This window comes from Peribacillus sp. QJM3NY_7 (assembly GCF_056173225.1).
Map to the genome: position 1 here is coordinate 4,867,848 of NZ_CM149663.1, position 22,598 is coordinate 4,890,445.

At 42.4% G+C, this 22,598-nt stretch carries 21 protein-coding genes and 1 pseudogene; 11 read left to right on the top strand and 11 right to left on the bottom strand.

Annotated features, from left to right (window positions below):
• Nucleotides 1-15 precede the first annotated feature (15 nt).
• From eutH to AC0VX1_RS23475, 3 genes are all read right to left on the bottom strand, one after another.
• Nucleotides 16-1,287: an ethanolamine utilization protein EutH gene (gene eutH, locus AC0VX1_RS23465; RefSeq protein ID WP_034310619.1), complete on the bottom strand. Its 1,272-nt coding sequence runs from the start codon at nt 1,285-1,287 to the stop codon at nt 16-18.
• A gap of 144 nt (nt 1,288-1,431) precedes the next feature.
• Complete coding sequence (locus AC0VX1_RS23470; RefSeq protein ID WP_053537393.1) at nt 1,432-2,016, bottom strand: ANTAR domain-containing response regulator; 585 nt, start codon at nt 2,014-2,016, stop codon at nt 1,432-1,434.
• 9 nt (nt 2,017-2,025) lie between these two features.
• On the bottom strand, nt 2,026-3,399 hold the full coding sequence (locus AC0VX1_RS23475; protein WP_475469288.1) for a sensor histidine kinase: 1,374 nt from the start codon (nt 3,397-3,399) through the stop codon (nt 2,026-2,028).
• 275 nt (nt 3,400-3,674) lie between these two features.
• On the opposite strand from AC0VX1_RS23475, the gene AC0VX1_RS23480 reads away from it, so the two are divergent.
• Nucleotides 3,675-3,794: a DUF4023 domain-containing protein gene (locus AC0VX1_RS23480; protein ID WP_034310614.1), complete on the top strand. Its 120-nt coding sequence runs from the start codon at nt 3,675-3,677 to the stop codon at nt 3,792-3,794.
• Between the two features lie 49 nt (nt 3,795-3,843).
• Here the strand turns inward: AC0VX1_RS23480 and AC0VX1_RS23485 are convergent, their stop codons facing one another.
• The 4 genes from AC0VX1_RS23485 to brnQ all read right to left on the bottom strand — a co-directional run bounded on the left by AC0VX1_RS23485 (nt 3,844) and on the right by brnQ (nt 9,472).
• Entirely contained in the window at nt 3,844-4,536 is a 693-nt protein-coding gene (locus AC0VX1_RS23485) for a hypothetical protein (RefSeq protein ID WP_034311721.1), read from the bottom strand.
• Nucleotides 4,537-4,692: 156 nt separating this feature from the next.
• On the bottom strand, nt 4,693-6,609 hold the full coding sequence (locus tag AC0VX1_RS23490) for a vWA domain-containing protein (RefSeq protein ID WP_034310612.1): 1,917 nt from the start codon (nt 6,607-6,609) through the stop codon (nt 4,693-4,695).
• A 15-nt stretch (nt 6,610-6,624) separates the two neighbouring features.
• Entirely contained in the window at nt 6,625-7,491 is an 867-nt protein-coding gene (locus tag AC0VX1_RS23495; RefSeq protein ID WP_082609479.1) for an ATP-binding protein, read from the bottom strand.
• A 649-nt stretch (nt 7,492-8,140) separates the two neighbouring features.
• The gene (gene brnQ / locus AC0VX1_RS23500; RefSeq protein ID WP_475469290.1) at nt 8,141-9,472 is read right to left on the bottom strand and encodes a branched-chain amino acid transport system II carrier protein; all 1,332 of its coding nucleotides are present in this window, start codon (nt 9,470-9,472) and stop codon (nt 8,141-8,143) included.
• Between the two features lie 360 nt (nt 9,473-9,832).
• On the opposite strand from brnQ, the gene AC0VX1_RS23505 reads away from it, so the two are divergent.
• Complete coding sequence (locus AC0VX1_RS23505; protein WP_413022021.1) at nt 9,833-10,399, top strand: sugar O-acetyltransferase; 567 nt, start codon at nt 9,833-9,835, stop codon at nt 10,397-10,399.
• A 42-nt stretch (nt 10,400-10,441) separates the two neighbouring features.
• On the opposite strand, the gene AC0VX1_RS23510 is transcribed toward AC0VX1_RS23505, so the two are convergent.
• The gene (locus tag AC0VX1_RS23510; RefSeq protein WP_048686325.1) at nt 10,442-11,086 is read right to left on the bottom strand and encodes an SDR family oxidoreductase; all 645 of its coding nucleotides are present in this window, start codon (nt 11,084-11,086) and stop codon (nt 10,442-10,444) included.
• Between the two features lie 358 nt (nt 11,087-11,444).
• On the opposite strand from AC0VX1_RS23510, the gene AC0VX1_RS23515 reads away from it, so the two are divergent.
• The 3 genes from AC0VX1_RS23515 (at nt 11,445) to AC0VX1_RS23525 (ending at nt 13,174) form a co-directional block, all read left to right on the top strand.
• Nucleotides 11,445-11,708, top strand: coding sequence for a CD3324 family protein (locus AC0VX1_RS23515; protein WP_034310602.1), 264 nt, complete (start codon nt 11,445-11,447; stop codon nt 11,706-11,708).
• Nucleotides 11,709-11,852: 144 nt separating this feature from the next.
• On the top strand, nt 11,853-12,488 hold the full coding sequence (locus AC0VX1_RS23520) for a FusB/FusC family EF-G-binding protein (RefSeq protein WP_475469292.1): 636 nt from the start codon (nt 11,853-11,855) through the stop codon (nt 12,486-12,488).
• A gap of 89 nt (nt 12,489-12,577) precedes the next feature.
• A complete protein-coding gene (locus AC0VX1_RS23525) occupies nt 12,578-13,174 on the top strand; it encodes an MEDS domain-containing protein (protein ID WP_475469294.1) in 597 nt (198 codons plus the stop codon).
• Nucleotides 13,175-13,231: 57 nt separating this feature from the next.
• Here AC0VX1_RS23525 and AC0VX1_RS23530 read toward each other — a convergent pair.
• Together AC0VX1_RS23530 and AC0VX1_RS23535 are read right to left on the bottom strand one after the other, a co-directional pair.
• A pseudogene (locus AC0VX1_RS23530) lies at nt 13,232-13,654 on the bottom strand (cytidine deaminase).
• Nucleotides 13,655-13,681: 27 nt separating this feature from the next.
• Entirely contained in the window at nt 13,682-14,824 is a 1,143-nt protein-coding gene (locus AC0VX1_RS23535) for an amidohydrolase (RefSeq protein WP_268565134.1), read from the bottom strand.
• A gap of 438 nt (nt 14,825-15,262) precedes the next feature.
• On the opposite strand from AC0VX1_RS23535, the gene AC0VX1_RS23540 reads away from it, so the two are divergent.
• The 6 genes from AC0VX1_RS23540 (at nt 15,263) to AC0VX1_RS23565 (ending at nt 20,840) form a co-directional block, all read left to right on the top strand.
• The gene (locus AC0VX1_RS23540; RefSeq protein ID WP_413022018.1) at nt 15,263-16,588 is read left to right on the top strand and encodes an LLM class flavin-dependent oxidoreductase; all 1,326 of its coding nucleotides are present in this window, start codon (nt 15,263-15,265) and stop codon (nt 16,586-16,588) included.
• Between the two features lie 84 nt (nt 16,589-16,672).
• Complete coding sequence (locus AC0VX1_RS23545) at nt 16,673-17,206, top strand: GNAT family N-acetyltransferase (protein ID WP_413004712.1); 534 nt, start codon at nt 16,673-16,675, stop codon at nt 17,204-17,206.
• Nucleotides 17,207-17,225: 19 nt separating this feature from the next.
• Nucleotides 17,226-18,026 (top strand): amino acid ABC transporter substrate-binding protein, encoded by an 801-nt coding sequence (locus AC0VX1_RS23550; RefSeq protein ID WP_187050188.1) that lies wholly within the window; start codon nt 17,226-17,228, stop codon nt 18,024-18,026.
• Between the two features lie 24 nt (nt 18,027-18,050).
• A complete protein-coding gene (locus AC0VX1_RS23555; protein WP_057279163.1) occupies nt 18,051-18,722 on the top strand; it encodes an amino acid ABC transporter permease in 672 nt (223 codons plus the stop codon).
• 4 nt (nt 18,723-18,726) lie between these two features.
• Nucleotides 18,727-19,494 carry an amino acid ABC transporter ATP-binding protein gene (locus tag AC0VX1_RS23560; protein WP_413022015.1) on the top strand — a complete coding sequence of 256 codons (768 nt, stop codon included), beginning with the start codon at nt 18,727-18,729 and terminating at the stop codon, nt 19,492-19,494.
• A 5-nt stretch (nt 19,495-19,499) separates the two neighbouring features.
• The gene (locus AC0VX1_RS23565) at nt 19,500-20,840 is read left to right on the top strand and encodes an MmgE/PrpD family protein (RefSeq protein ID WP_475469298.1); all 1,341 of its coding nucleotides are present in this window, start codon (nt 19,500-19,502) and stop codon (nt 20,838-20,840) included.
• A 269-nt stretch (nt 20,841-21,109) separates the two neighbouring features.
• Here AC0VX1_RS23565 and AC0VX1_RS23570 read toward each other — a convergent pair whose 3' ends face one another.
• The gene (locus AC0VX1_RS23570; RefSeq protein WP_475469300.1) at nt 21,110-22,591 is read right to left on the bottom strand and encodes a glutamate synthase subunit beta; all 1,482 of its coding nucleotides are present in this window, start codon (nt 22,589-22,591) and stop codon (nt 21,110-21,112) included.
• Nucleotides 22,592-22,598: the final 7 nt, after the last annotated feature.

Below are 22,598 nucleotides of genomic sequence, written 5' to 3' on the forward strand. Positions count from 1 at the left end.
AATCACACCCCAGTTTTACACCACTTGGATTTCATTGCTGTTTTCTTCCTCGTTTTTCGTTTTATATTCATTTATGCCGATAACTCCTGCTGCTCGATCCTTTTCTTCTAATTCCAAAGCTTTCGGAACGGACAGCCAGTAAGCAAGACCGATTCCAATCGCTCCGGCAGATAGCTTTCCGACAATGATCGGCAATATTAAGGAAGGCTGAAAGTTGGCTGTGAATGATAAATGATCACCCAATAGGAAGGCCGCACACACAGCGAAGGAAATGTTTATGACCTTATCCTTCGGCGGCATTTCTTTAACAAGCTTGAACATTGCCAATATATTGGCTACCGTGGCTAATATCCCTGCACTCCCGGCTTTGCTCAACCCGATTTTCCCGCCCATCGCTTCCAATGGCTTGCCTGCATATTTTTGAATCAGGTAAATCATTGGAAATGCACCTGCCAGCATGATCCCGATATACCCCGCCGTTTCCAGGGCACGGAACTGGTCTGCCTTATCGGCCATGATCGGATGGAAGCCCCAAGCACCAAATACTTTGGAAAACAATCCGGTGAAAATTTCCACGATCGAAAACACGAGCACTAGTTTAATCGCGGCGTCCAATATTTTTCCAAACCACATGAAACCTTTGATCATCAAATCCGGCAGGAAATAAAGGCCTAACGCGAGCAAGACCACAAAAATAAGAAGCGGAGAAAGGTTCAGGGCAATTTTCAAATAGCTCAACGCGAATTCGTATGTAGAATCCGCATTCGTGGAAATCACCTCGCGGATTTTCGAATTCGTCGCCACCACCAGCACGCTTGAGATAAAAGCGCCAATCGGAATCGTCAGGATTCCTGACATGACACCAAGTGCCATGTATTTATGATCACGCTTCTCCAGCATCGCAAGCCCCATTGGAATCGAGAATACAATCGTTGCCCCGGACATAAAGCCGACAATCATCGCCATGATCCAGCCTTCATAGGATTCCTTCAGCTCGGCCGCTAATTGGTACCCCCCCATATCCGTCGCCAAAATCGTTGTTGCGGCGAGGGCTGGATCTGCACCGATCGCAGCGAAAACCGGGCCGCATACTGTATTGATGAACCAAGATAGATAAGGGATCGAGGCCATGATTCCAGCTGCCGGGATAAATATATGGCCAACGGTATGCAAACCTTCCATGAACTGTTTCCCCAAGCCCTGCTCACTGTCTTTAATCGATGCAATAGCACCGACAACGGCACACACCATAATGATATAAATAACAAATTTACCTACCATCTCCATACATATTCCCCCTGAATTCCGATTTGATTTGGCCTATCGACTTAAAAAAAGGGTATAAAAAAGACGCCTCTTATAGCCCAAACTTAGGTTTTTCGGCAGAAATGCCTGCCTACAACCAATTTGGTCCATCAAAGCGCCATTGCTTCATCTATTTACTTGTTTTTGATCATTTGCAATGATTCGACGTGCCACCGTCTCCATGGAAAGCTGCTTATCCATACTAAGCCTTCTCAGTTTATTGTAAGCGATTTCTTCGGTGACATTCTTCCTTTTCATGATGATTCCTTTTGCCTTTTCAATGACTTTGCGATTTGTGAGCGTTTCATCCAATTGAGCATTTCGTTCCTGATACTTCTTTGTATTGGCTGCTTGCAGCAAAGCTATCTCCACTGCCGGAATCAGATTCGCCTCCGTAATTGGTTTTACAAGATATCCGACGATGTTCGCTCGCTTCGCCTCGTCGATATATTCACGCTGGCTGAATGCAGTTAAAAGCAGGACCGGAATCTGAAAGGTATTGGATATTACATCGCTAGCCTTAAGCCCATTCATTTTCGGCATTTTGATATCCATCAAAACGAGATCCGGCTGCAGTGCATGTGCCAATTCAATCGCCTTCTCGCCATTACGGGCATGTCCAACCACATCGAAGCCTGCATCCTTGAGCATGATCGTTATATCAAGCAGAACAATCGATTCATCCTCCACGACCAAAATCCTCTTGTCCACTTCTCCCACCTACCTCTTGTATGGAAATCTTACAGAAGCCAGGGTACCTTCTTTAATCCGCTGAATCGAAAACTCCCCATCCAAATCATTTTCCACCGTCATACGGATGATATCCAGCCCCAAAGAAGGTTTCACTGCAGGTGAATATCCAATCCCATCATCTCTTACTTGAAGTTCCAATTCAGGACCATCCTTTTGCAAGGATACGGTAATGTTCCCTTCCGTCCCTTCCTTGAAAGCATGTTTCACACAATTATGAATGAGCTCATTCACCACCAGCGCGACCGAAATGCCAATGTCGGAATCAATCGAATGAAGCTCACCCCTATATTCAATGCTTACGCATTGGCGAGCTTGACCCTCCGTATGAACGATCATATCGCCTATTTTTCTAATAAGCTCCAGCAGATCGACATGATCGACCTGACTGCTTGCCAAAATGATTTCATAAACCGACGATATGCTTAACACCCGGTTCAAACTGACCAATAAATGGGGCTTGCTTTCTTCAGGGGCTCCTAACCTCATTTGCAGCCGAAGTAAACTGGCCACTGTCTGCAAATTATTCTTCACCCTATGATGAATTTCACGAATCGCTACTGACTTGCTGATCAGCTCCCTTTCTTTATCCCGCAGTTCAGTCAGGTCCCGGATGATGATGAACGTTTCATTGGAATTCTTGTTGCCCAAATGGAACTTCTTTAGTTGGATAATCTTTTTACCAATGTTCATTTCCTTCATCAAAATGTCCTCTTTTGAAGCAAGAACATCGGCAAAGCCAGGAAAATAATCGAAAATCGATTCACCTAAAACACAGTCCGTCAAACATATTTCCGATACTAAATTAATGGCAGCAGGATTCGTATAAACAAGTCGGTTTTGGTTATTAATCAGGAAAATGGACTCCTCGATAAATTCAGGAACTAAGGAATTTTGTTGATCTTGCCTATCAAACTGATTGAAAGATTCAGGTTCTTCATGAATCACCTTTTCCATGATCAAAACGGCGATGACCCGATTGCATTCCCCCTTGATTGGAACGACACTTTGCTGGACCATCGCTCCCTCTTGAGTCAATGCCCGATTCACGAACATGTCCTTTCCGGTGCGCAATACATAAAATACGGCCGGTTCGAATGCCTCATAAGCAAATTTACCGACAACCGGATGATCGTAAACCGATTTCACGGAGTGTCCGCATGCCTCTGCAACGACAATGGCATGCTTCCCTTCACGCACCGGACAATCAATAAACACATTCGCTTTATTCAAATCGGCTATCAACGGTAAATTCGTTGATAGGTTTTCAAGAATTTGAATATCATTGTTCAATAAATGAGTATGCAACGCACATAAATCCCGGACGGTCATTGTCCGATCCATAGGCAAAACCCCAATAAACGTTTATTCATGGATATTATTATTGATTATTATAGATACCGGCTTTATTTTTGTCAATATTCAAAATATTCTAATGTAATGTATTCTAACATTAGATAGCGATATTTAAAACGATTGACCCATATTCTTTTCGACTCACTTGTGGAACAAGATTTCCACTTTACGTCCATATATGACCACCGTTCCTTTTTGCATACTCATGAATTCCACCTCTTCTGGTTATAGTAAAAAAGAAAATAACGGAGGAGGTACATTCCATGAAAAGTTCAAAGGAGTTTGTTGAAAGCATACAAGAGCAGCAAAAAAAGCAAGAAGGCAATATGCGCCGTCAAGGTAATGGGAATCCCGCTCAGAAATTACCGAATAAAAAACACTAATGAAGACAATCTTCAAAAGATCCCAGCTTTAATATAGGCTGGGATCTTTTCAGTCTGATGCACTTTTCTTCTTCATCTCTTCGATTTCTTTTGAGAATGTTTCTTCTATCTCTTTTTTATTTCCATATAAAAAGAGATTATCCCCTAATTTGATTTTATACTCATATAGCTCTTTTCTGATTTTCACTTCTCCGCTTTCAATAAATAAAATATTGATGTCGGCTCCATGTGAAATGACATCAAAGGCTTTGACATCGATGAACTCCGAGTCCTCATAAATATCGATTTCCATGACCACGTCTTCATCTTCTAAAAATAAGACCTCTTCTATCGGGTGTTCCCATAATTCATAATGATTGTACATTTCACTTTTCATCTTATTCGATAATCTATTATTCAAAAATGGAACCTTCACTAAAATGGTTAAAACCAGCAGGATTCCAATAATGATGCTTAACTCCATCAAACGCAGATCATCTGTAAGCAATGTACTGATCGATGAAATGATGACAGCAAGCGAGAATGCACCAAATAAAATTAAGAACATGCTTATTTTCCTTCGAACGGGGTGATCGATAATGGATTTTGACTCGTCAGTTGTAAAACCAGTGCCCGTCAGCATGGAAATAACCTGAAATCTTGCCACTGTGCCTTTTAATCCAGTCAATTTCATCAAGGTGACCGATATTTCAATTACAAGAACAATGATTATAAAATAAAGCAGCATAAAAAGTACATTCATCAAAATGATCACTTCCTCATCTATGGTTTACCCCAATCACGACAAAAGAAATCCCATTCGACGTTCATTTTAAGTTTCCACCAATAGCTGACAAAGCCAAAAAAAAACAGTAAGATCCAAAACTTGAATCCTACTGCGTGTTTATCTACATATTTCTTAAATGGTCTTCAGCAGCAATTTTTTTAACAGCGGTGTAAATTGCTCTGGCAATTCAGCTACACTCGGAATCATCAGGCGTTCTTTGCCATAGATGTTTTTCATCGTCATCTCTTCACTCTCATCGATGCCTCCATCCGCTAAAAACAGGCCGATGACTTCGATGCCCTTTTTCCTGGCTTCCGAAACAGCAAGGTGTGTATCGACAATTCCATTTTGATCATAATCGCTTGCCGCCGGCTCACCATCGGAAAATACGAGCAAGAAACGGTTTTTTTCGCGCCTTTTTTCCAATTCCATTGTGGCAACCCTGATACTGTATCCGTCGCGGTTGTCTTCCTCTGGCTCAAGCTGCATGATTTTAGCTCCTGAGTTTAGATAAAGAGAATCGGAATGGGACTGGATCACATGGAAGTAGTTTGGCTGATATCCTTCCCTCACTTCATTGGCATCTTCCCAGAAACCCACGATCGAGTGGGGGATCCTTAATTTCTTCAGCACTTCATGAAACAGGACGACCCCTCGTTTCGTTTCATCCATTTTGTTGTGCATGGAAGCCGAGCAATCGATAAGCAATGTGAATACCGCATCCATTTCATTGGAATCCTGGTTCTTTTTATAAAAGACCCTTGGATTTTCTTCAAATACAAGCGGCAGTAATTTCTTTGATAAACGGCCAAAAACCAAATCTTTTCTTGGTGCGTTCTTTTTATTTTCCAGCGTCTTTTCAATGGTACTGGAGAGTTTCCTCTTGAACGGTTCGATATCCGCAACAAACTCTCGGTAGCGTTTCTCTTCCATAAGTGTTGGTACTTTGGCTTCTTTGATTACCTGAACGACGTCTTTATTTTCTTCACCAAATGGATGTTCACCGCTTTTGCCCATATTGGTTTGTTTCTTCTCCAGCGTTTCTTGCTGATTGTATTCCTTTTGTTGACTTTCCCCTGATGAACCCTGGATCGAAGCCAGTGCTTGGTCGGCATCTTCCGCTTCCCGGGCACCTCCGCCCATCAGGCTTGTTTTCGTTCCCTGCTCCAATTCAAATTGGAGAAACGTCGAATTACTTTCACCGTTCTTGTTCTCCCGATGCCAAGTCGAAAATTTTTCATCAATGAACTCACTTTTTTCTTCGTCTGCATCATCTGTATCATCGTTCAACAGTTCATCATTTCTAGTTAGTTCATCAAATAAGGTATTTGCTTTATACTTTTCCACACTTGCAATGGGGAAAATGAAATATTCATTCATCGTATCTTCGTACCCATCGTTCACACGGAAAACGATTTGCTCGCAAATCCTCGTGATATCACTGGTTTTAGTGGCATCAAAGACCGAATGGATGAACGGTTTCAGTTTCTCCAGTTCTTCCAGCTGCCTTTCGTTGGCTCTCGGAAAAATCGGATCCGGCCTGTCGGATTGAAGCAGTAAATATATGAGGCAATATAATTCATCCAGTGCGAAACTTCTTGTGACATTCGTCGCCAATTGGCTTTCGAAATATTGTTTAAGGTAAGCCCCCCTTACCGAAAACCATTTTTTCGTGCCTGGTCTTTCTTTCTTCACCAATTCTTCCAATCGCAAATCTTCCAGCAAAGCGAATAATTGCGCTGCAAACTTCGGAAGTGAACTTTCCCCGATGCTGTCCTGGTACTCCTTCATGCTCCGGATTGTTGTATGATGCAGCGTGCCTATCGTTCTAAGAAGCACGTCCGTTTTCAGCCCTGCTTCCTTCACTTCCTTATTGCCATTTTCCCAAAAGTGGCTGGCAGTGACCTTATTCTCGATCAGATCAATGAAGGAGCCATAATTGTATTCGAATTCCAGCTCAGGAATGCCGGATAAAACAGTCGAGAGATCCTGAAGCTGTAAAAAAAGTGCCGTATCTATTATTGAATCATTGAACCGGATATACTTCATGAGGCATTCTCCTAGTTAGAATAATGTGTCAGCCAAGTTCTTCACGAACTCACGCTCCCGTTCCTCGTCCAACTTATCCACAATGGAACGAAGGATCGCCCGTTTCGGCGGGATTAACACACTCAGATCGCAAGCATCAAGCAAAGCCCTGATCGACGCCGCATCTTCAGCCACCTTCCCTTGATTCACGGCATTTATCAAATCACTCGACAGTTTAACGAACAAATCAATACTTCTTGGGTCCTTCAGCTTTGTATTGGTTTCTATCAATTGCTTTAACTGCTCCCCTTCGATATAAGGAACTTCAATGATGACAAACCTATTTTTTAGTGCTTCGTTCAGCGGCACTGTCCCGACATACCCTTCGTTGATTGCAGCAATCACATTAAAGCCCTCTTTTGCCGTTATCACTTCATTCGTGAACGGATTCGTTATTGTCCTTCTGTAATCAAGCACACCATTGATAAGCGGCAGAGTCTCCGGTTTTGCCATGTTGATTTCATCTATATATAAGAAGTGACCGTGATTCATCGAATTGGTCACTGGTCCAGGTACGAATTCTATCACTTGTTTTTCCTCTTTGTAAGCCAGCGTCTTGAAGCCCAATAAGCTTTCTGCATCCAAGTCGACTGAGCAGTTGACGCTGAACATCGGCTGATTGAATAAGTTCGATAAAGTCTCGGCAAACTTTGTCTTTCCAGCCCCTGTCGGACCCTTCAAAAGGATATTCTTCCCCATGCTCAAGGCCGTGATGGCATCCACCATCAACTCCATCTCGGGAGGGAGATATCCGCCGCTCCTGATCAATTCCTCAAATTGAGCAGGATTCTTTTTGCTTGCTTGTAATATATTTGCTATTTCTGTTGGTAATCGATTGATCATTATGTTCCTACACCCCTTTCTGAACATTTTAAGGCTCTTTCCCATTAAAAACAAACACTAAGAAAAGGAGCTGTCATCAAGACAGCTCCCCGACTGTAGATAAACCCGGAGTAAAGTGAGTTTTTCATTTCAGAAATCCGTTCCTTACTCTAACCAAAACTCCTCAAAACAAACTGAGTGTCGCAGCTTTCTTCCATACAATAAGAGTTTCATAAAACAATAAAAAACCATATAGAACTAGTTCGCGTCAGCTTTTTATGAAAAAGACGTTCCAGCTTGATATCTGAAATCCGCTCCCTTTCCGCCGACTGTCTGCCAAGCCTCCTCACCGCAAGCGGCTGTGGGGTCTGGCTAGCCAGATATTCGGCAGGAGTGTCGCAAATTTCTTCAATCCAACAAGGGTTCATAAAACAATAAAAAACGAAAGTGTAACCCTGTCTTAATCAAGCTTAAAGATGAAACCGACTACAGTTTTTTCTTTAAAGACAATCCAGTTGATTGGAACGGAAGGTACAAGACTCCTGCGGAAAAGCGCGGCCAAGGGAGACCCCACAGGCGCAAAGAGCGCCGAGGAGGCTCCCGGTCCGCCCGCGGAAAGCGAGTGCCTGGAGTGGAAATCAACGTTATTCGAGGTTCATTCTGATATCCCTTAATAGGCTTCCTTAGGGTCACCTTTCAATAGGTATACCATATAGCCCAATACACCGCCGATGATGGCAGGAATCACCCAGCCCACCCCTACACTATATAGTGGAAGGTATTGAGTGAAAAGGTCCGAAACGGCATCCAGTTTAATGCCTGATGCCACTATTCCATCCATTATGCTGATGATGGCCGTTAATAATAAGCTTCCTAAATATACCTCCGATTTCCCTTTGAATAAGGAATGGAAGAACGTAAGAACGATCAAAACGATCGCCACGGGATAAAGCGCAGTTAACACAGGCACTGTAATGGAAATCAGCTTGGTCAAACCTACATTGGCAACAGCCGCACTGAAAACGGAGAAGATGACGACATATGATTTATACGATACGGCAGGCAGTATTTTATTGAAATACGTAGCACAAGCCGTTATCAAACCAATGCTTGTCGTCAGGCAAGCAGCGATCACAATCAACCCTAACAACACGGCACCACCCTGTCCGAAAAAATGATTCGAGGCTTGAGCCAAAACGTCTCCGCCATTACCCAGTTGACCGAGTTTTTCCACACTTGTTGCCCCGACATATACTAAGGACGTATAAACGATCACCAACAAGGTGGCAGCTATTAAGCCGGCTTTCAGACAGAAGCCTAACACTTCTTTTCTTGATGTTATCCCTTTATCTTTGATCGCATTGATGACAATGATCCCAAATGCAAATGCGGCTAGCGTATCCATGGTCAAATATCCTTCTTTAAATCCCTTGAAGAAAGAATTATCTGAATAATCTGCCACTGGTGACTGGATTTCACCCATTGGATTAATAACCGCTACCACAATAAGAATCCCGATGAAAATCAATAATAAGGGTGTTAATATTTTTCCGACGATATCTAGCATTTTTGATGGATTGATGGATAAAAAACAGGCAATTCCAAAATATATGATCGTGAATATCAGCAATGGTAAAAAACCGACATCATTAGATAGGAAAGGTTTAATCCCTATTTCGTAGGATACACTCCCCGTTCTGGGAAGTGCGAAAAGCGGTCCCAATGATAAATAAAGAACGACGGTGAAAATGATGCCGAATAACGGGTGTGCCCTGCTTACAAGCGATTGAACATCATTTTTTCCTGAAAAACCAAAGGCCAATATTGTAATGAATGGCAGTCCAACACCAGTAATGATGAATCCTAAACTGGCCGACCATAAATTGGTCCCCGCGGATTGACCGAGCATGGCAGGGAAAATTAAGTTTCCTGCACCAAAAAATAAAGCAAAAAGCATTAATCCTGTTACAATGACAAAAGACAGCGGTGCTTTCTGTGACATATAGAGCCCTCCATTGTTTTGTGATTATCTTAACCAAGAAAAGAGTTGTCCACAATTTCCGAAAAAAAATGACATGAACTTCGAACCATTCTACTGATCTGTTAAAATGGACCTTCATGAAACTATGAATCATCCATAACTCTTCTTACTATAAAATCCGGCGGAACGTTTGTCAAAGCTATTTCATTCATTATTCGGAAAAATCTTTCTTTTCTAACTTCTTTTTTAAAAAACGAGAGAGGCATTTAGATTCAACAGAAAAGTTGAGTAAAAAGTACTGCAATTTATTTTGCAGGAAAAATGTTTTAATATTCAGATATTTTTTCAAACTATATAAAAAAAGAAACAGGAGGCGCATACATGAATAATGAAAAAGAAAAGATGGTGAGCGGGAAACCTTACATCGCCGCTGATCCGGAATTAATCAGAGATAGGGAAAATGCCAGAAAGTTGACCCGGTCATACAATCAGACAACGGAAAGCGAGGGGGATGAACGGACCGCACTGCTGAAACGGCTTTTAGGTTCCACTGGGCTAAATGTATATATTGAACCCACCTTCCGTTGTGACTATGGATACAATATTTCTGTCGGGGAAAACTTTTATGCTAATTTTGATTGTGTCATTTTGGATGTTTGCGAAGTGAAAATTGGCAGGGACTGCATGTTGGCTCCCGGAGTGCATATCTATACAGCTACACATCCGCTGGATCCCTTTGAACGCAGTTCTGGAGTGGAATACGGAAAACCGGTTACGATAGGGGATCATGTATGGATTGGAGGAAGGGCCATCATCAATCCTGGCGTTACAATAGGGAGTCATTCCGTTGTCGCCTCAGGGGCCGTCGTAACAAAGGATGTTCCTGAAGGCGTTGTTGTCGGTGGAAACCCAGCGAAGGTCATCAAGCATATCGAAGGAATTAAATAAGCAGAGTCCACTCCCCCTGAGTGGCCCTGCCCCTATTTTACGTTAAATTTCCCTCAAGGCTTCCGCGATTGCAGTATCGCCAGAGATTAAATCAAATGAACGCTTATAGGTATTTTCATCGGTCAATGAAGCAAGAATCGTTCGAGCCACATCTTCACGGGCAATCGAGCCTCTTTCCAATTCCTCGGCGGCGGTCACTTTGCCCGTTCCCGGTTCATTAACCAGACCGCCAGGCCGAATGATCGTATAATTTAAATCGCTTTGTAACAATGCCCTATCCGCATAGTGCTTGGCCACATAATACGGTTTGATCGCTTCATTCCAGTTTTCGCGATTATTGGCCTGAAAAGCACTCACCATGATGAATCGGTCGATTCCCAGGTTTTCTGCCGCTTCAATCGTTTTAACTGCACCATCCAGATCAATCAACAGCGTTTGATCAGCACCGGTGCTACCTCCGGACCCTGCTGTGAACACGATGGCATCGCAGCCTTTTGCCGCATTCGCAATCTCATCCACTGATCCAGTTAAACTGACGACTGCAGATTCAATTCCATTTTTCTTTAAATGCTCACTTTGTTCTTCTTTGCGAACCATTGCCCGTACACTATGATCCGGGCTGTCTTTTAATAAATCTACAAGATGTTTACCGATCTGCCCATTTGCCCCAACTACGAATACTTTCATAAAGTCAGCTCCCATAATGTTTAGTTTGGTTTCCCTCCAAATTATTTCATGGACTCAGAACATTATCAAACAATCAGCCCGCCGATTCAGCTTTAACATTGGAAAAAGTTTGGCAACTCACCCTATTCTATTTTATAATAAGAACAACACGTGTTCTTAGAAACACAAAGGGGAGGTGTAAAGATGGCAATACGAATGTTAATGCCACCTTCTGCAGCGTCTCATGCAAAGCCTAGTATTGGAGGCGATACTTTGCATGGGGTTGAATTAAGCTAAATTTAATCGCCCGCCTTATCATTTCTAATATTCGGCTTTGCACCTTATTTCATTCTTAATAAAGAATAAGGGGCTGGCAGAAATGAAGTATGTAAAAGCGACGGCCGTTTTACCTGAAAAGCTGATCGTTGAAATTCAAAAGTATGTGCAAGGTGAAACCATATATATCCCTAAACCCGAAAAAGCCCATCACAAATGGGGAACCCGTTCGGGATCAAGGGAATTGATCGATGACCGAAATGCCTCTATAAAATACGCTTTCAAAGACGGGCATTCCATCCATCAATTAGCCGAGGAACATTTTCTCTCCGCGGAAACCATCAAGAAAATCGTATATTCTAAATAGGATTACACGGGTAGCACTGATAATAATATCAGTGCTATTTGTATGCCGAGTATGTTTCTTAGTCGTTTCCCCCCTTTTAAAGCAGATGCAATTTATGTAAAGTAAAGAGAAACGGTAACACTTGAAGAAACAGGAGTGAAGAAAATGGAACCTTTTATCAGGAGCGAGCAGTATAACTTCATAAAATCCCAAACACAAATTCTCATAAATGGACACGCGACTGCCAACGATAAGGATGTGATCAACACCCTGAAAACAGTCGCCAAAGAAAGGGTACTAAGCTTATTCAGTGACTTGAGCGAAGAGCAAAAACAACTGCTGGATCCAGTGGATACCATCAAAGATCCCGCACAAGCCGAAGCCTTTCTACTACAGGTGAAGCCATTTGTGATCCCATTTAAAGAAGTAACCGAAAAAACGATAAAAAAACTATTTCCTAAAGCAAAGAAATTAAAAACCCCTTTGTTGGAAAACATCGATTTGAGAGAGATTTCATACCTGGGTTGGGATGATGTCGGATCCGGAAAGAAATTCATCATTGCCCCCCATCATCATAAACTCACCGGATTGCATGGAACCATTAAACCTGCCAACAAAAAAGGGATCTGTGCCATATGCAGCCGCTTTGAAGAAGTAGGGATGTTCATGTCTGAAACAAAAGGAACCGTCCAAGGGACATTCATTAAAAAAGGGAATTATATTTGTCTGGACAGCATGAAATGCAACCAGAACATAACCACTTTGGATAAAATGACCGACCTGATCGGACGGCTGAAATAAAACGGAAAAGCAATCCTTCAATGGAGAAGGATTGCTTTTTGCCCTTGTTAAAAAACTCTCATTTAGTCCTGCTATGGAATTCTAGTATAATGGAAACGATACATGAAAGAAGGATTGATATATTGAAAAGCAAAATGAATCAGTTGTTCGAAGACCAAAAAAATGTTCATGTGCTATATTCCTATAATGAAATGGAAAATTACATTAAACAAGTTTTAAGTTATATCCAAGATGGCATCATGGCGGGGGATTACGTCATTCTTGTTGAAAATGACCGTATTTACCCCCTTATCCATAAAGAACTAAGCACTCGGTTAACAAAAGATCAAATGAAGCTCCTTCACTTTGTGAACAACTTCGATTTCTATTGCTCAAGCGGCAGTTATCATCCTCCTGCAATCGAAGAATACTTTAATAAAACGGTTCAGCCCTATGTCGAAAATAAAATCTCTTTCCGATCATGGGCACATGTGGAATGGGCAACCTTGGAAGAGCCCCTGCATATCATAGAGGAATTTGAGAGAACAGTAGACAAAGCTGTAAATCTGCTGTCATTTCCATTAATTTGTGCGTACAAAGGTGAGAGGATGCCAGAATACCTGAAAACCATTTTGCTGGAAACACATCCTTATGTTCTAGAAGACGATGATATCACCATCTGTGAACAATACTTGCCATCTGTATGAAATAATACACTTACACGCTTAGGATTCCCGTAAGCGTGTTGTTTTCCATTGCATTTATCATGAATCCCTCGTGTATTTATACGGCAGTAATTCACCGATCTTCGTCTTACCGTTTCCCCATTAATATTCAGGATGACAAAGCACTCTTTTGCATAATCCGAGATTAATTCCCGAACATCCCACACGGGCTAACCACTTTTAAAGCTCTTTCTTCATCATCGGAAAAGGGATGCTTAACCGCCACGATGGTATCGAATCCCTTTTCCCCGTCCGATATCGCCTTGCCGATCGCAATGGCTTCTGCACATACAGTAACCCGGCCAATATATGCTTCAATATGTACGGCAGCAACTTTTTTCCTGAACTCGTTTTTAATGCAGCGCCAACATGATGCCTATTTTCCTCGTAAAGATCTCTAATTTTTGCACTTGCAGCTTCTATTAAATCACGATCCGACTCATTCAATGGATAAGTTTTGATGACTGGACCTCCCTCGCTTCTAATATTTCATTCAGGAATTTTTTTTAACGCTTCTAAAGCCAATAAGCGGAAATAAGAAGCAGCTGGAAAAAGTGCTTTTTCATCTACTATAAACTTAGGATGATGCAGGTCATAAGGACCGCCCGACCCTATCATTACGAAAGCACCTGGAATTTTTTCTTGGTAAAAAGCGAAGTCTTCCCCTATTGAACTAGCTTCCAAGGTTTTTGTCGTGTAACCTGCTGTGTCTCCAACCTGAAGCGCCAAATCTGCCCATTCAGGCGTATTATCAACTGATGGCGGGCCAGGATGCCATGATAATTCAACATTTGCATTGAATGTTTCACTAATACCGTGCAGGACCTGTTTCATACGTTTCTGAATGAACTCTCGTTGAGTTTTACTGAAGGTGCGGACGGTTCCTTCCATATATGCACTATCCGGGATAACGTTCCACGTTGAGCCGCTATGAATTTGGGTGATGCTCAAAACCGCGGACTCTTTAGGCGCCACATTGCGGCTGATGATGGTTTGCAACGTTGAGATAATATGTCCTGTTATGATAATCGGATCATTACCCTCTTCCGGTTTGGCCGCATGAGAACCAGTTGCTTTAACATGCACTTCAAAGCGATCGACTCCCGCTGTCAGAGCTCCATGTTTTGTCCCTAACTCCCCAACTTGCAATGTCGGATCATTATGAAGGCCAAAAATCACATCCACATCATCCAGCACACCGGTTTCCATTAAAGCACTTGCACCATGCCCCGTTTCCTCCGCAGGCTGAAAAATCAAGCGAATCGTTCCGGATAGATCTCTTTCTTCTTTTTTTAATAAAAAAGCAGTCCCCAAAATGACGGAAGTGTGAAAATCATGACCACATGCATGCATCACGCCGCTGTGCCTTGAAGGAAAATCCACCTCAGATTGCTCTAAAATTGGTAAAGCATCAATATCGGAGCGAAGAGCTATCGTAGGTCCCGGCTTACTCCCTTTTATCTCAGCTACGACACCAGTTTTCAATGGGAAATCAAGTATCTTGATATCTTGAGTTTGAAGCGCTTCTTTAATTTTTTTAGTCGTTTCAAATTCTTGGTTTGATAATTCAGGTGTCATATGAAGATCGCGTCTGAATTCCAATAAATAATTTTCCAATTCTACATTGCTCATGGTCAACGGTTGTCCATCTCCTTAAAAATCCGAATAGTAAAGAACGAAAGCTAATAGCCAAGGAATATCAATTGAAACAGCTTTCAAATAAGCTATTTGATTAACGTATAAAGACTGAGCTCTAATTTAGGTCGAGTCATAAGCACCATAACAATGTTTTCCGGAAATGATAAATGTGTATATTCCGAATATTTAACATTGACAATTTATTATATAAGATGCTACCATTTGATTTAATTTCTATATTATATTAACGTATCAACCCGAAAAAGGATTCAATTTAGTAGAAAACAAGTAAGGAAATATATAGTCGGAAGAAACCCTCTTCTAAACTGAAGCGGGTTTTATTTCAGCATTAATTCATAGTAAACCAGTAAGGATATTACCATTATAAATCCCCTGCGTTTAAAAGTGAAGACATAAAGGAGCAATTGACACATGAAAAAGAAAACAGTAAAGCTTGGTGTATTTTTGGCCGGAACAGGACATCACGTTGCTTCCTGGAGACATCCTAACGCCAACCCGAAAGGTAATATGAGCATCGATTATTTTAAAGGTTTGGCCCAGACTGCCGAAAAAGGTTTATTTGACTTATTATTTTTGGCAGATAGTCTGTCAGTTGGAAAGGACTCGCATCCTAATATTCTGACTCGATTCGAGCCATTGACCTTGTTATCTTATCTAGCCTCGGCGACTTCCAATATTGGTTTGGTTTCAACGGCCTCCACCACTTACGAAGAACCCTTTAATGTTGCTAGGAAATTTGCTTCTTTAGACCATATTACCTCCGGCCGCGCTGGATGGAACGTAGTCACGACGTCCCTTGCCTCCACTGCAGTAAACTTCAATAAATCAGAACATTTAGAACATGGACTCCGTTATAAAAGGGCGGCTGAATTTGTTGAAGTTACCAAGAAATTGTGGGACTCATGGGAAGACGATACATTGGTCATCGATAAAGAAACAGGCCAATTCATTGATGAAAGCAAGTTTCATGAAATCAATCACCAAGGTGAGTTTTTCAATGTAAAAGGACCATTAAATATTTCCCGCTCCCCCCAGGGGCATCCGGTCATTGTACAAGCAGGCTCTTCTGGCCCTGGGCAATTGCTTGCAGCAAAGCACGCAGAGATCGTCTTTACTGCCCAGGAGAACAAGGAGGACGCGGTTTCATTTTACCATGAATTAAAAGGTCAATTGGCCGCTTTCAATCGGGGGAAAAACAGCTTGAGCATCATGCCAGGGTTGTTCCCGATTGTGGGACAGACCGAGAAGGAAGCCAAAGAAAAGTACGAGGCATTGCAGGAGCTGATCATTCCCGAAATAGGATTGGCTGTTATGGGAAGATATTTTGGAAATGTGGATTTTTCGAACATCCCTTTGGATACACCGTTCGCTGATATTACGCTGCCAGAACATGTAGACGGCATCCAAAGTAAATATGATTTGATCGTTAAACGGGCGATCAATGAAAATTTGACGTTACGTCAGACATATCAGTGGGTTGCAGGATCACGTGGACATCATATCGCAATTGGAACACCAACGCAGATTGCGGATAAGATTGAAGATTGGGTGAATGGAAATGCGGCTGATGGCTTTAATATCATGCCAGCCCTCTTGCCTGATTCTTTAACGGATTTTGTAGAACTTGTTGTCCCTGAACTGCAATCGAAAGGAATTTTCCGTACTGAATATGAAAGCAACACATTACGAGGGAATCTTGGCTTGGATAAACCGGCCAACCAATATTCCCAGCTTTAAACACTTACACCTGGCGGATAGTTCTCAAAGACGGAATCACCCACCCGAAGAGGAATTAACTAGATAGAGTATAGGAGGCGCAAGATGAGTCAAACATTTCGTGAAGTACGTGTAGAAGATGTGGATAAATTCCTCCAATTAACATTGGATGCTTATGCGAGTATAAGAGAGTTGGATATTCACTTCTCTGCAGCAACGGCCACGAGGGAGGAAGCGATAAAGCATATATCCGAAAATAAGGTATATGTCCTGGAGGAAAACGGGACATTTATTTCGACCGTATCGATCCGGTTGCCTTGGGGCCCTAATCCTGGCCCGCTCGTATTGCCACACATAGGCTGGTTCGCTACAAACCCTGCGTATAAGCGTCAAGGAATAGGGAAAAAAGTGCTGACATGGCTCGAAGAAGAAATTTTGAAGAAGCAACTGCGAGCCCCTGCGGTTACGCTCGGAACCGCGGATAATCATCCATGGCTAAAGGAAATGTACGAAAAAAGTGGATTTGAAGAGATCGGGCAAAAAGATTTAGGCAAAGGCCATCTCACAATTTATTTGAGGAAAATCTTGCAGCCTGGACAATATCAAGCTTGGACTGAAAAACATAATCAAACCATTTAATAACAGGAGGCAAATAACGATGAAAAAAATTCTTTCCCTTGGACTCGCATTACTTTTCATATTAGTACTTGCAGCATGTGGCAATTCAAAACAAGAGAATGCGGCCAATGATTCCGAACAAAAAACAATTAAAGTGGGGTCCACTGGCCAAAGCTATCCAAATGGTTATCAAGAGGATGGTAAATTAATAGGTTTTGACGTAGAACTTACAGAACTCATCGCCAAGAATTTAGGATACAAGGTAGAGTGGGTCACTTCTGATTTCAGTGGGATAATGGGGCAATTGGGATCAGGTAAACTGGACACCGTTGCGAATGCCGTTGCTATAACACCGGAACGCGAAGAGCAATTTAATTTTACAGAGCCGTATAGTTATTATGGTGCACAAATTGTATCAAGCACAAAAAACGATGATATTAAAGGTTTGGCTGATCTTAAAGGCAAAACCGTTTCCGGTGTGCTGGGGTCTAATAACGTCACAAACCTAGAAAAATATGATAAAAATGGCGAAATCAAAATACGAACTTATGAAACCCGGGATGGTGCGATGCAAGATGCCATTAACAACCGTGTAGATGGCTATATCAATTCCCGCCCAATCCTGGTTGCCGAGATAAAGAAAAATGATCTTCCGCTAAAACTGGTTGGCGATCCAGTGGCCTATGAAAATGTAGGGTATCCATTTACCAAAACAGAAAAAGGCAAAAAATTAAATGATGAATTCACGACAGAAATCAAAAAACTTAAAGAAGATGGTACATTAGCGAAGCTGTCCAATAAATATTTTGGTGAAGACATCACCACGAATTCCGGCGAATAAGCATAGCGGAGGTTTTAAAGCATTATGAATTTTGATTTACAATATATGTTGGAAATTTCCCTGCAAATCGCAAAATTTATTCCAATCACTCTGGTTTTAGCCATCATTTCGATGGCTTTAGCCATTATAATCGGACTTGTAGTAGCCTTGATAAGAAATAGCAATATTTTTGGAATCACCCAATTGGCAGGCTTATATATCTCTTTATTCCGTGGAATGCCAACATTGGTACAATTATTCATCATTTATTACGGTTTACCACAGTTATTCCCGTCGTTGTCAACGATGGAAGCAATGACGGCGGCAATCATTGGATTCAGTTTGAAGGAATCCTCTTATTTAGCAGAAATTTTTCGAGCTGGTTTGAACTCCGTGGACAAAGGGCAGATGGAAGCGGGCCTTGCAACAGGCATGAAAAGAGTGCAGATTTACTCGCGAATCATATTACCACAGGCTGCTTTAAATGCATTGCCCGCAACAGGGAATACATTTATATCTTTGATTAAAGAAACGTCCCTTGCCTTTACATTAGGAATTACGGAACTATTTGCAGAGGGAAAAATTATTGCATCCGCTAACATGCGCTTTTTCGAGACGTATTTGGTGGTTGGCTTGATTTACTGGCTATTGGTTATTCTTTATTCTTGGATACAAAAATACCTGGAAATTTGGCTCAGCAAACCACTTAGAAGGTGATCATATGATAAAAGTAAGAAACTTATCTAAATATTTTGATGATAAACAAGTATTGAACGATATTAACTTGGAAATAAGAACCGGGGAAGTTGTCGCCATTATTGGCCCTTCAGGTTCTGGAAAATCAACGTTATTACGCTGTCTGAACTTGTTGGAAAAGCCCAACAGCGGCACCATCGAAATCAAGGATGTAAAATTGGATACCCAAAAATATAAAGAGAAAGACGCCTATCAATTAAGACAGCAAACAGCGATGGTATTCCAACACTATAACCTTTTTAAAAATAAAACGGCCTTAAGAAACGTGATTGAAGCATTGCTTGTCAGCAAAAAAATGAAAAAAGAGGAAGCCATTCAAATCGGCGTTGATTTATTGAAACGGGTTGGCTTGGAAAAACAAGCCCAACAATACCCCGCTACCTTATCCGGCGGGCAACAGCAGCGTGTCAGCATCGCTAGAGCATTAGCTGTGAAACCACATGCCATTTTATTTGATGAACCTACCTCCGCTCTAGATCCCGAATTGGTTAATGAGGTTTTACAAGTCATACGGGAGTTAGCGAAAGAGGATACCACAATGGTGATCGTGACGCACGAAATGCAATTTGCCAAGGAAGTTGCTGACCATGTCATATTCATGGCAGACGGACATATTATCGAACAAGGCACCCCAGAACAAGTAATTGAGCATTCTCTTAATCCGCGAACTCAGCGTTTTTTACGGCAAATGGGAGATGAAACGGAAGGATCTGCCAGGCAAAAAAGGAAGTGAAGTGCATGAACACGGAAAGGTTATCTGAAATGATTTATCATTCCAATCCGTTGGTAAATGAAGGAGTATTACAAGCTGCAATTGATGGACTTCTTGATTATCTTGCTGTTTCCTATCAAACGAAATCCGAAAAGGAAATTACGATTTTAAAGCAAATCATTTTGGAAGAAGGCGGAAATGGGACGAGTTATTTGATTGGAAGCCACATACATGCAACAAGATCCCAGGCCGCACTCTTCAATGGCTTTCAAGCTCATTTACTAGATTATGATGATGTACATTCAGACGTACGAGGTCATCCAAGCGCAGTCATTTTGTCTGCTTTGTTAGCAGTTGGAGAACCTGAAATGACAGGAAAACGTTTTTTAGCTGCCTATGTGGTTGGTGTGGAAATCATGGCTCGGTTCGGGGAAGCTATGAATCCATATCATTATACAAAAGGCTGGCATAATACAGCTACACTTGGCGTAATAGCTGCAGCTGGTGCGGTTGCGTATTTACGGGAATACTCACCACGCTTAATAGCTGAAACCATGAGTCTTGCAGCTACCCAATCGGCGGGTTTACGATTCCAATTTGGCACTGTAATAAAGCCGCTCCATGTAGGGATTGCTGCTAAAAACGCTGTGGATTCCGCTGATTGGATTCGGATGGGATTACATAGCAACCCCGACTTTTTGAATGATAAGAATGGATTCTTTGAGGTATATGCGGAAAATGGAGTTCCCGATTTGACGGAAAATTGGGGAAAGACATGGCGGATCGTAACACCGGGATTATGGTTTAAACAGTACCCTTTTTGTTCTGCTGCGGCACATGGCGCTGATGCAGCTGTCTTTTTACATAAGACGTACGATTTGTCGGAAGAAGATATTGAATCGGTGAGTGTTTGCTTTCCTCCAAATGGTGATTCCGCTTTGATTCACCATAGCCCTTCAACCGGTGAAGAAGGAAGATTTTCGATTGAGTATATTGTATGGCTCGCGCTAACAGGCAAGCCCCTGACCTTTGCTTCTTTTGAATCGAAACCTCTTCCCCATTCATGGAGAAAATCCTTGCAAAAAGTAAATAGGGAGACGGATGCAACGATCAAGCCTGCCAAAGCAGCACTCCCAGTGGGAAGATTTACAATTGTGACCGTGACCACAACGAGTGGGGACGTACTATCGAAACGAATCGATACACCTAAAGGAAGTCCTGGGAACCCATTAACAAAACCCCAGCTAATAGAAAAATTGCATAAAGCCATAGGAGATGAAGTAGAGACAGAGAAAATAATAGCGGCTGTCCATGCACTGAATCACACATCACTTGGCGTTCTTCAAGAAGCTGACTATAGAAGCTGACTGAAAGTAAATTAGGCGAACAGTATTTATGCTGCTCGCCTATTTTGTATACCATCAATACGGTATCTTTATACGTGAAATGAGTTTCGGCGTTTCACTCGTGAATTTGGCGCTTTACTCGTGAGTTTCGGCGCTTTACTCGTGAATTCCGGGCATTTACTCGTGAGTTTCGGCGTTTTACTCGTGAATTCCGGGCATTTACTCGTGAGTACATATTTCCCACCACAGAAAAAAAAGAAGCGCCATAATGGCACTTCTTTTTTTTGAGTTTAAGGCAATACGGTTGCGCCCATCAAGTAGCGGTCCACTTCTCTTGCCACTTCTCGGCCTTCATTGATTGCCCAAACGATGAGGCTTTGCCCTCTTCTTGCATCTCCGGCAGCGAAAACCCCTTCGACATTCGTTCTGTATTCGCCATAGACGGCATCAATTTTTTGATTGACTGTTTCTACGCCAAATTGAGTTAATAGCGGCATTTCCGTTCCTTCAAATCCGATTGCGATGAAAACGAATTGTGCAGGCCATACTTTTTCAGTTCCTGGAACTTCCCTGAAAATGTACATTCCGTCATCGCCTTTGATTTTTTCCATGGAGATTGTGTGCAGTTCTTTAACGTTGCCATTTTCATCGGCGACGATTTTTTTTGTTTGGATTGAATATTGACGCGGATCTGCACCGAATTTCGCTTCCGCTTCTTCATATGCATAATCAAGGGAAAAGACATTCGGGTAGGCCGGCCACATATTATCAGATGTACGGGCCGTCGGAAGGATTGGATGCTTCCCGAATTGTACGACGCTCTTACATCCCTGGCGAAGGGCAGTTGCGACACAGTCAGCTCCTGTATCCCCGCCGCCGATGACGATGACATCCTTCCCCTTTGTGTCGATGAACTTGCCGTCTTCAAAATTGGAGTCCAACAGGCTTTTAGTCGATGTAGTCAAGTAATCCATTGCAAGGTGAATGCCTGATGCCCCGCGTCCTTCAATTACCAGGTCACGCTGCTTTTGGGCACCTGTACAAAGGATGACTGCATCATACTGATCTTGCAGTTCTTCAGCTGTTATATCTTTGCCTACTTCTGTATTGGTAATGAAATCGATGCCTTCCTGGGTCAATAATTTGATTCGGCGTGCAACGATATCCTTTTCAAGTTTCATGTTCGGGATTCCGTATGTCAACAGCCCGCCTGCACGGTCTGAGCGCTCATAAACCGTGACCGAATGACCCGCTTGATTCAACTGGTCGGCACTCGCCATTCCTGCCGGGCCCGAACCGATGATGGCAATTTTCTTGCCGGTCCTGCTTTCAGGGATGCGAGGCGTTATCCAGCCATTTTCAAATCCTTTATCGATGATGGTCCGTTCTATGTTCTTGATGGTAACGGCAGGATCGTTTATCGCTACCGTACAAGACCCTTCACAAGGGGCCGGGCAGACGCGCCCGGTGAATTCAGGGAAATTATTCGTTTTCGATAAACGGTCCAATGCTTCTTTCCATCTGCCGCGGTACACCAAATCATTCCACTCCGGAATAAGGTTATGAATCGGACAGCCCGTAGTGACTCGGTTCAATTCCATGCCCATATGGCAGAAAGGGGTGGCGCAGTCCATACACCGCGCTCCCTGTGTACTTAACTTTTCGTCAGAGAAAGGAGCAGTATACTCTCTCCAGTCATTTAAACGAGTGAGAGGATTCCGGTCTTTTGGTTTTTCTCGCGGATAATCCATAAATCCTGTTGCTTTTCCCATCTTTCTC

Excerpts from the sequence above, each read along its gene's own strand:
- AC0VX1_RS23495 (WP_082609479.1), bottom strand. The coding sequence starts at position 7,491 with ATGATCAATCGATTACCAACAGAAATAGCAAATATATTACAAGCAAGC.
- AC0VX1_RS23505 (WP_413022021.1), top strand. The coding sequence starts at position 9,833 with ATGAATAATGAAAAAGAAAAGATGGTGAGCGGGAAACCTTACATCGCC.
- AC0VX1_RS23480 (WP_034310614.1), top strand. The coding sequence starts at position 3,675 with ATGAAAAGTTCAAAGGAGTTTGTTGAAAGCATACAAGAGCAGCAAAAA.
- brnQ (WP_475469290.1), bottom strand. The coding sequence starts at position 9,472 with ATGTCACAGAAAGCACCGCTGTCTTTTGTCATTGTAACAGGATTAATG.
- AC0VX1_RS23525 (WP_475469294.1), top strand. The coding sequence starts at position 12,578 with ATGGAAACGATACATGAAAGAAGGATTGATATATTGAAAAGCAAAATG.
- AC0VX1_RS23540 (WP_413022018.1), top strand. The coding sequence starts at position 15,263 with ATGAAAAAGAAAACAGTAAAGCTTGGTGTATTTTTGGCCGGAACAGGA.
- AC0VX1_RS23485 (WP_034311721.1), bottom strand. The coding sequence starts at position 4,536 with ATGAATGTACTTTTTATGCTGCTTTATTTTATAATCATTGTTCTTGTA.
- AC0VX1_RS23515 (WP_034310602.1), top strand. The coding sequence starts at position 11,445 with ATGAAGTATGTAAAAGCGACGGCCGTTTTACCTGAAAAGCTGATCGTT.
- AC0VX1_RS23490 (WP_034310612.1), bottom strand. The coding sequence starts at position 6,609 with ATGAAGTATATCCGGTTCAATGATTCAATAATAGATACGGCACTTTTT.
- AC0VX1_RS23520 (WP_475469292.1), top strand. The coding sequence starts at position 11,853 with ATGGAACCTTTTATCAGGAGCGAGCAGTATAACTTCATAAAATCCCAA.
- AC0VX1_RS23550 (WP_187050188.1), top strand. The coding sequence starts at position 17,226 with ATGAAAAAAATTCTTTCCCTTGGACTCGCATTACTTTTCATATTAGTA.
- AC0VX1_RS23555 (WP_057279163.1), top strand. The coding sequence starts at position 18,051 with ATGAATTTTGATTTACAATATATGTTGGAAATTTCCCTGCAAATCGCA.
- eutH (WP_034310619.1), bottom strand. The coding sequence starts at position 1,287 with ATGGAGATGGTAGGTAAATTTGTTATTTATATCATTATGGTGTGTGCC.
- AC0VX1_RS23570 (WP_475469300.1), bottom strand. The coding sequence starts at position 22,591 with ATGGGAAAAGCAACAGGATTTATGGATTATCCGCGAGAAAAACCAAAA.
- AC0VX1_RS23510 (WP_048686325.1), bottom strand. The coding sequence starts at position 11,086 with ATGAAAGTATTCGTAGTTGGGGCAAATGGGCAGATCGGTAAACATCTT.
- AC0VX1_RS23565 (WP_475469298.1), top strand. The coding sequence starts at position 19,500 with ATGAACACGGAAAGGTTATCTGAAATGATTTATCATTCCAATCCGTTG.
- AC0VX1_RS23560 (WP_413022015.1), top strand. The coding sequence starts at position 18,727 with ATGATAAAAGTAAGAAACTTATCTAAATATTTTGATGATAAACAAGTA.
- AC0VX1_RS23545 (WP_413004712.1), top strand. The coding sequence starts at position 16,673 with ATGAGTCAAACATTTCGTGAAGTACGTGTAGAAGATGTGGATAAATTC.
- AC0VX1_RS23535 (WP_268565134.1), bottom strand. The coding sequence starts at position 14,824 with ATGAGCAATGTAGAATTGGAAAATTATTTATTGGAATTCAGACGCGAT.
- AC0VX1_RS23475 (WP_475469288.1), bottom strand. The coding sequence starts at position 3,399 with ATGGATCGGACAATGACCGTCCGGGATTTATGTGCGTTGCATACTCAT.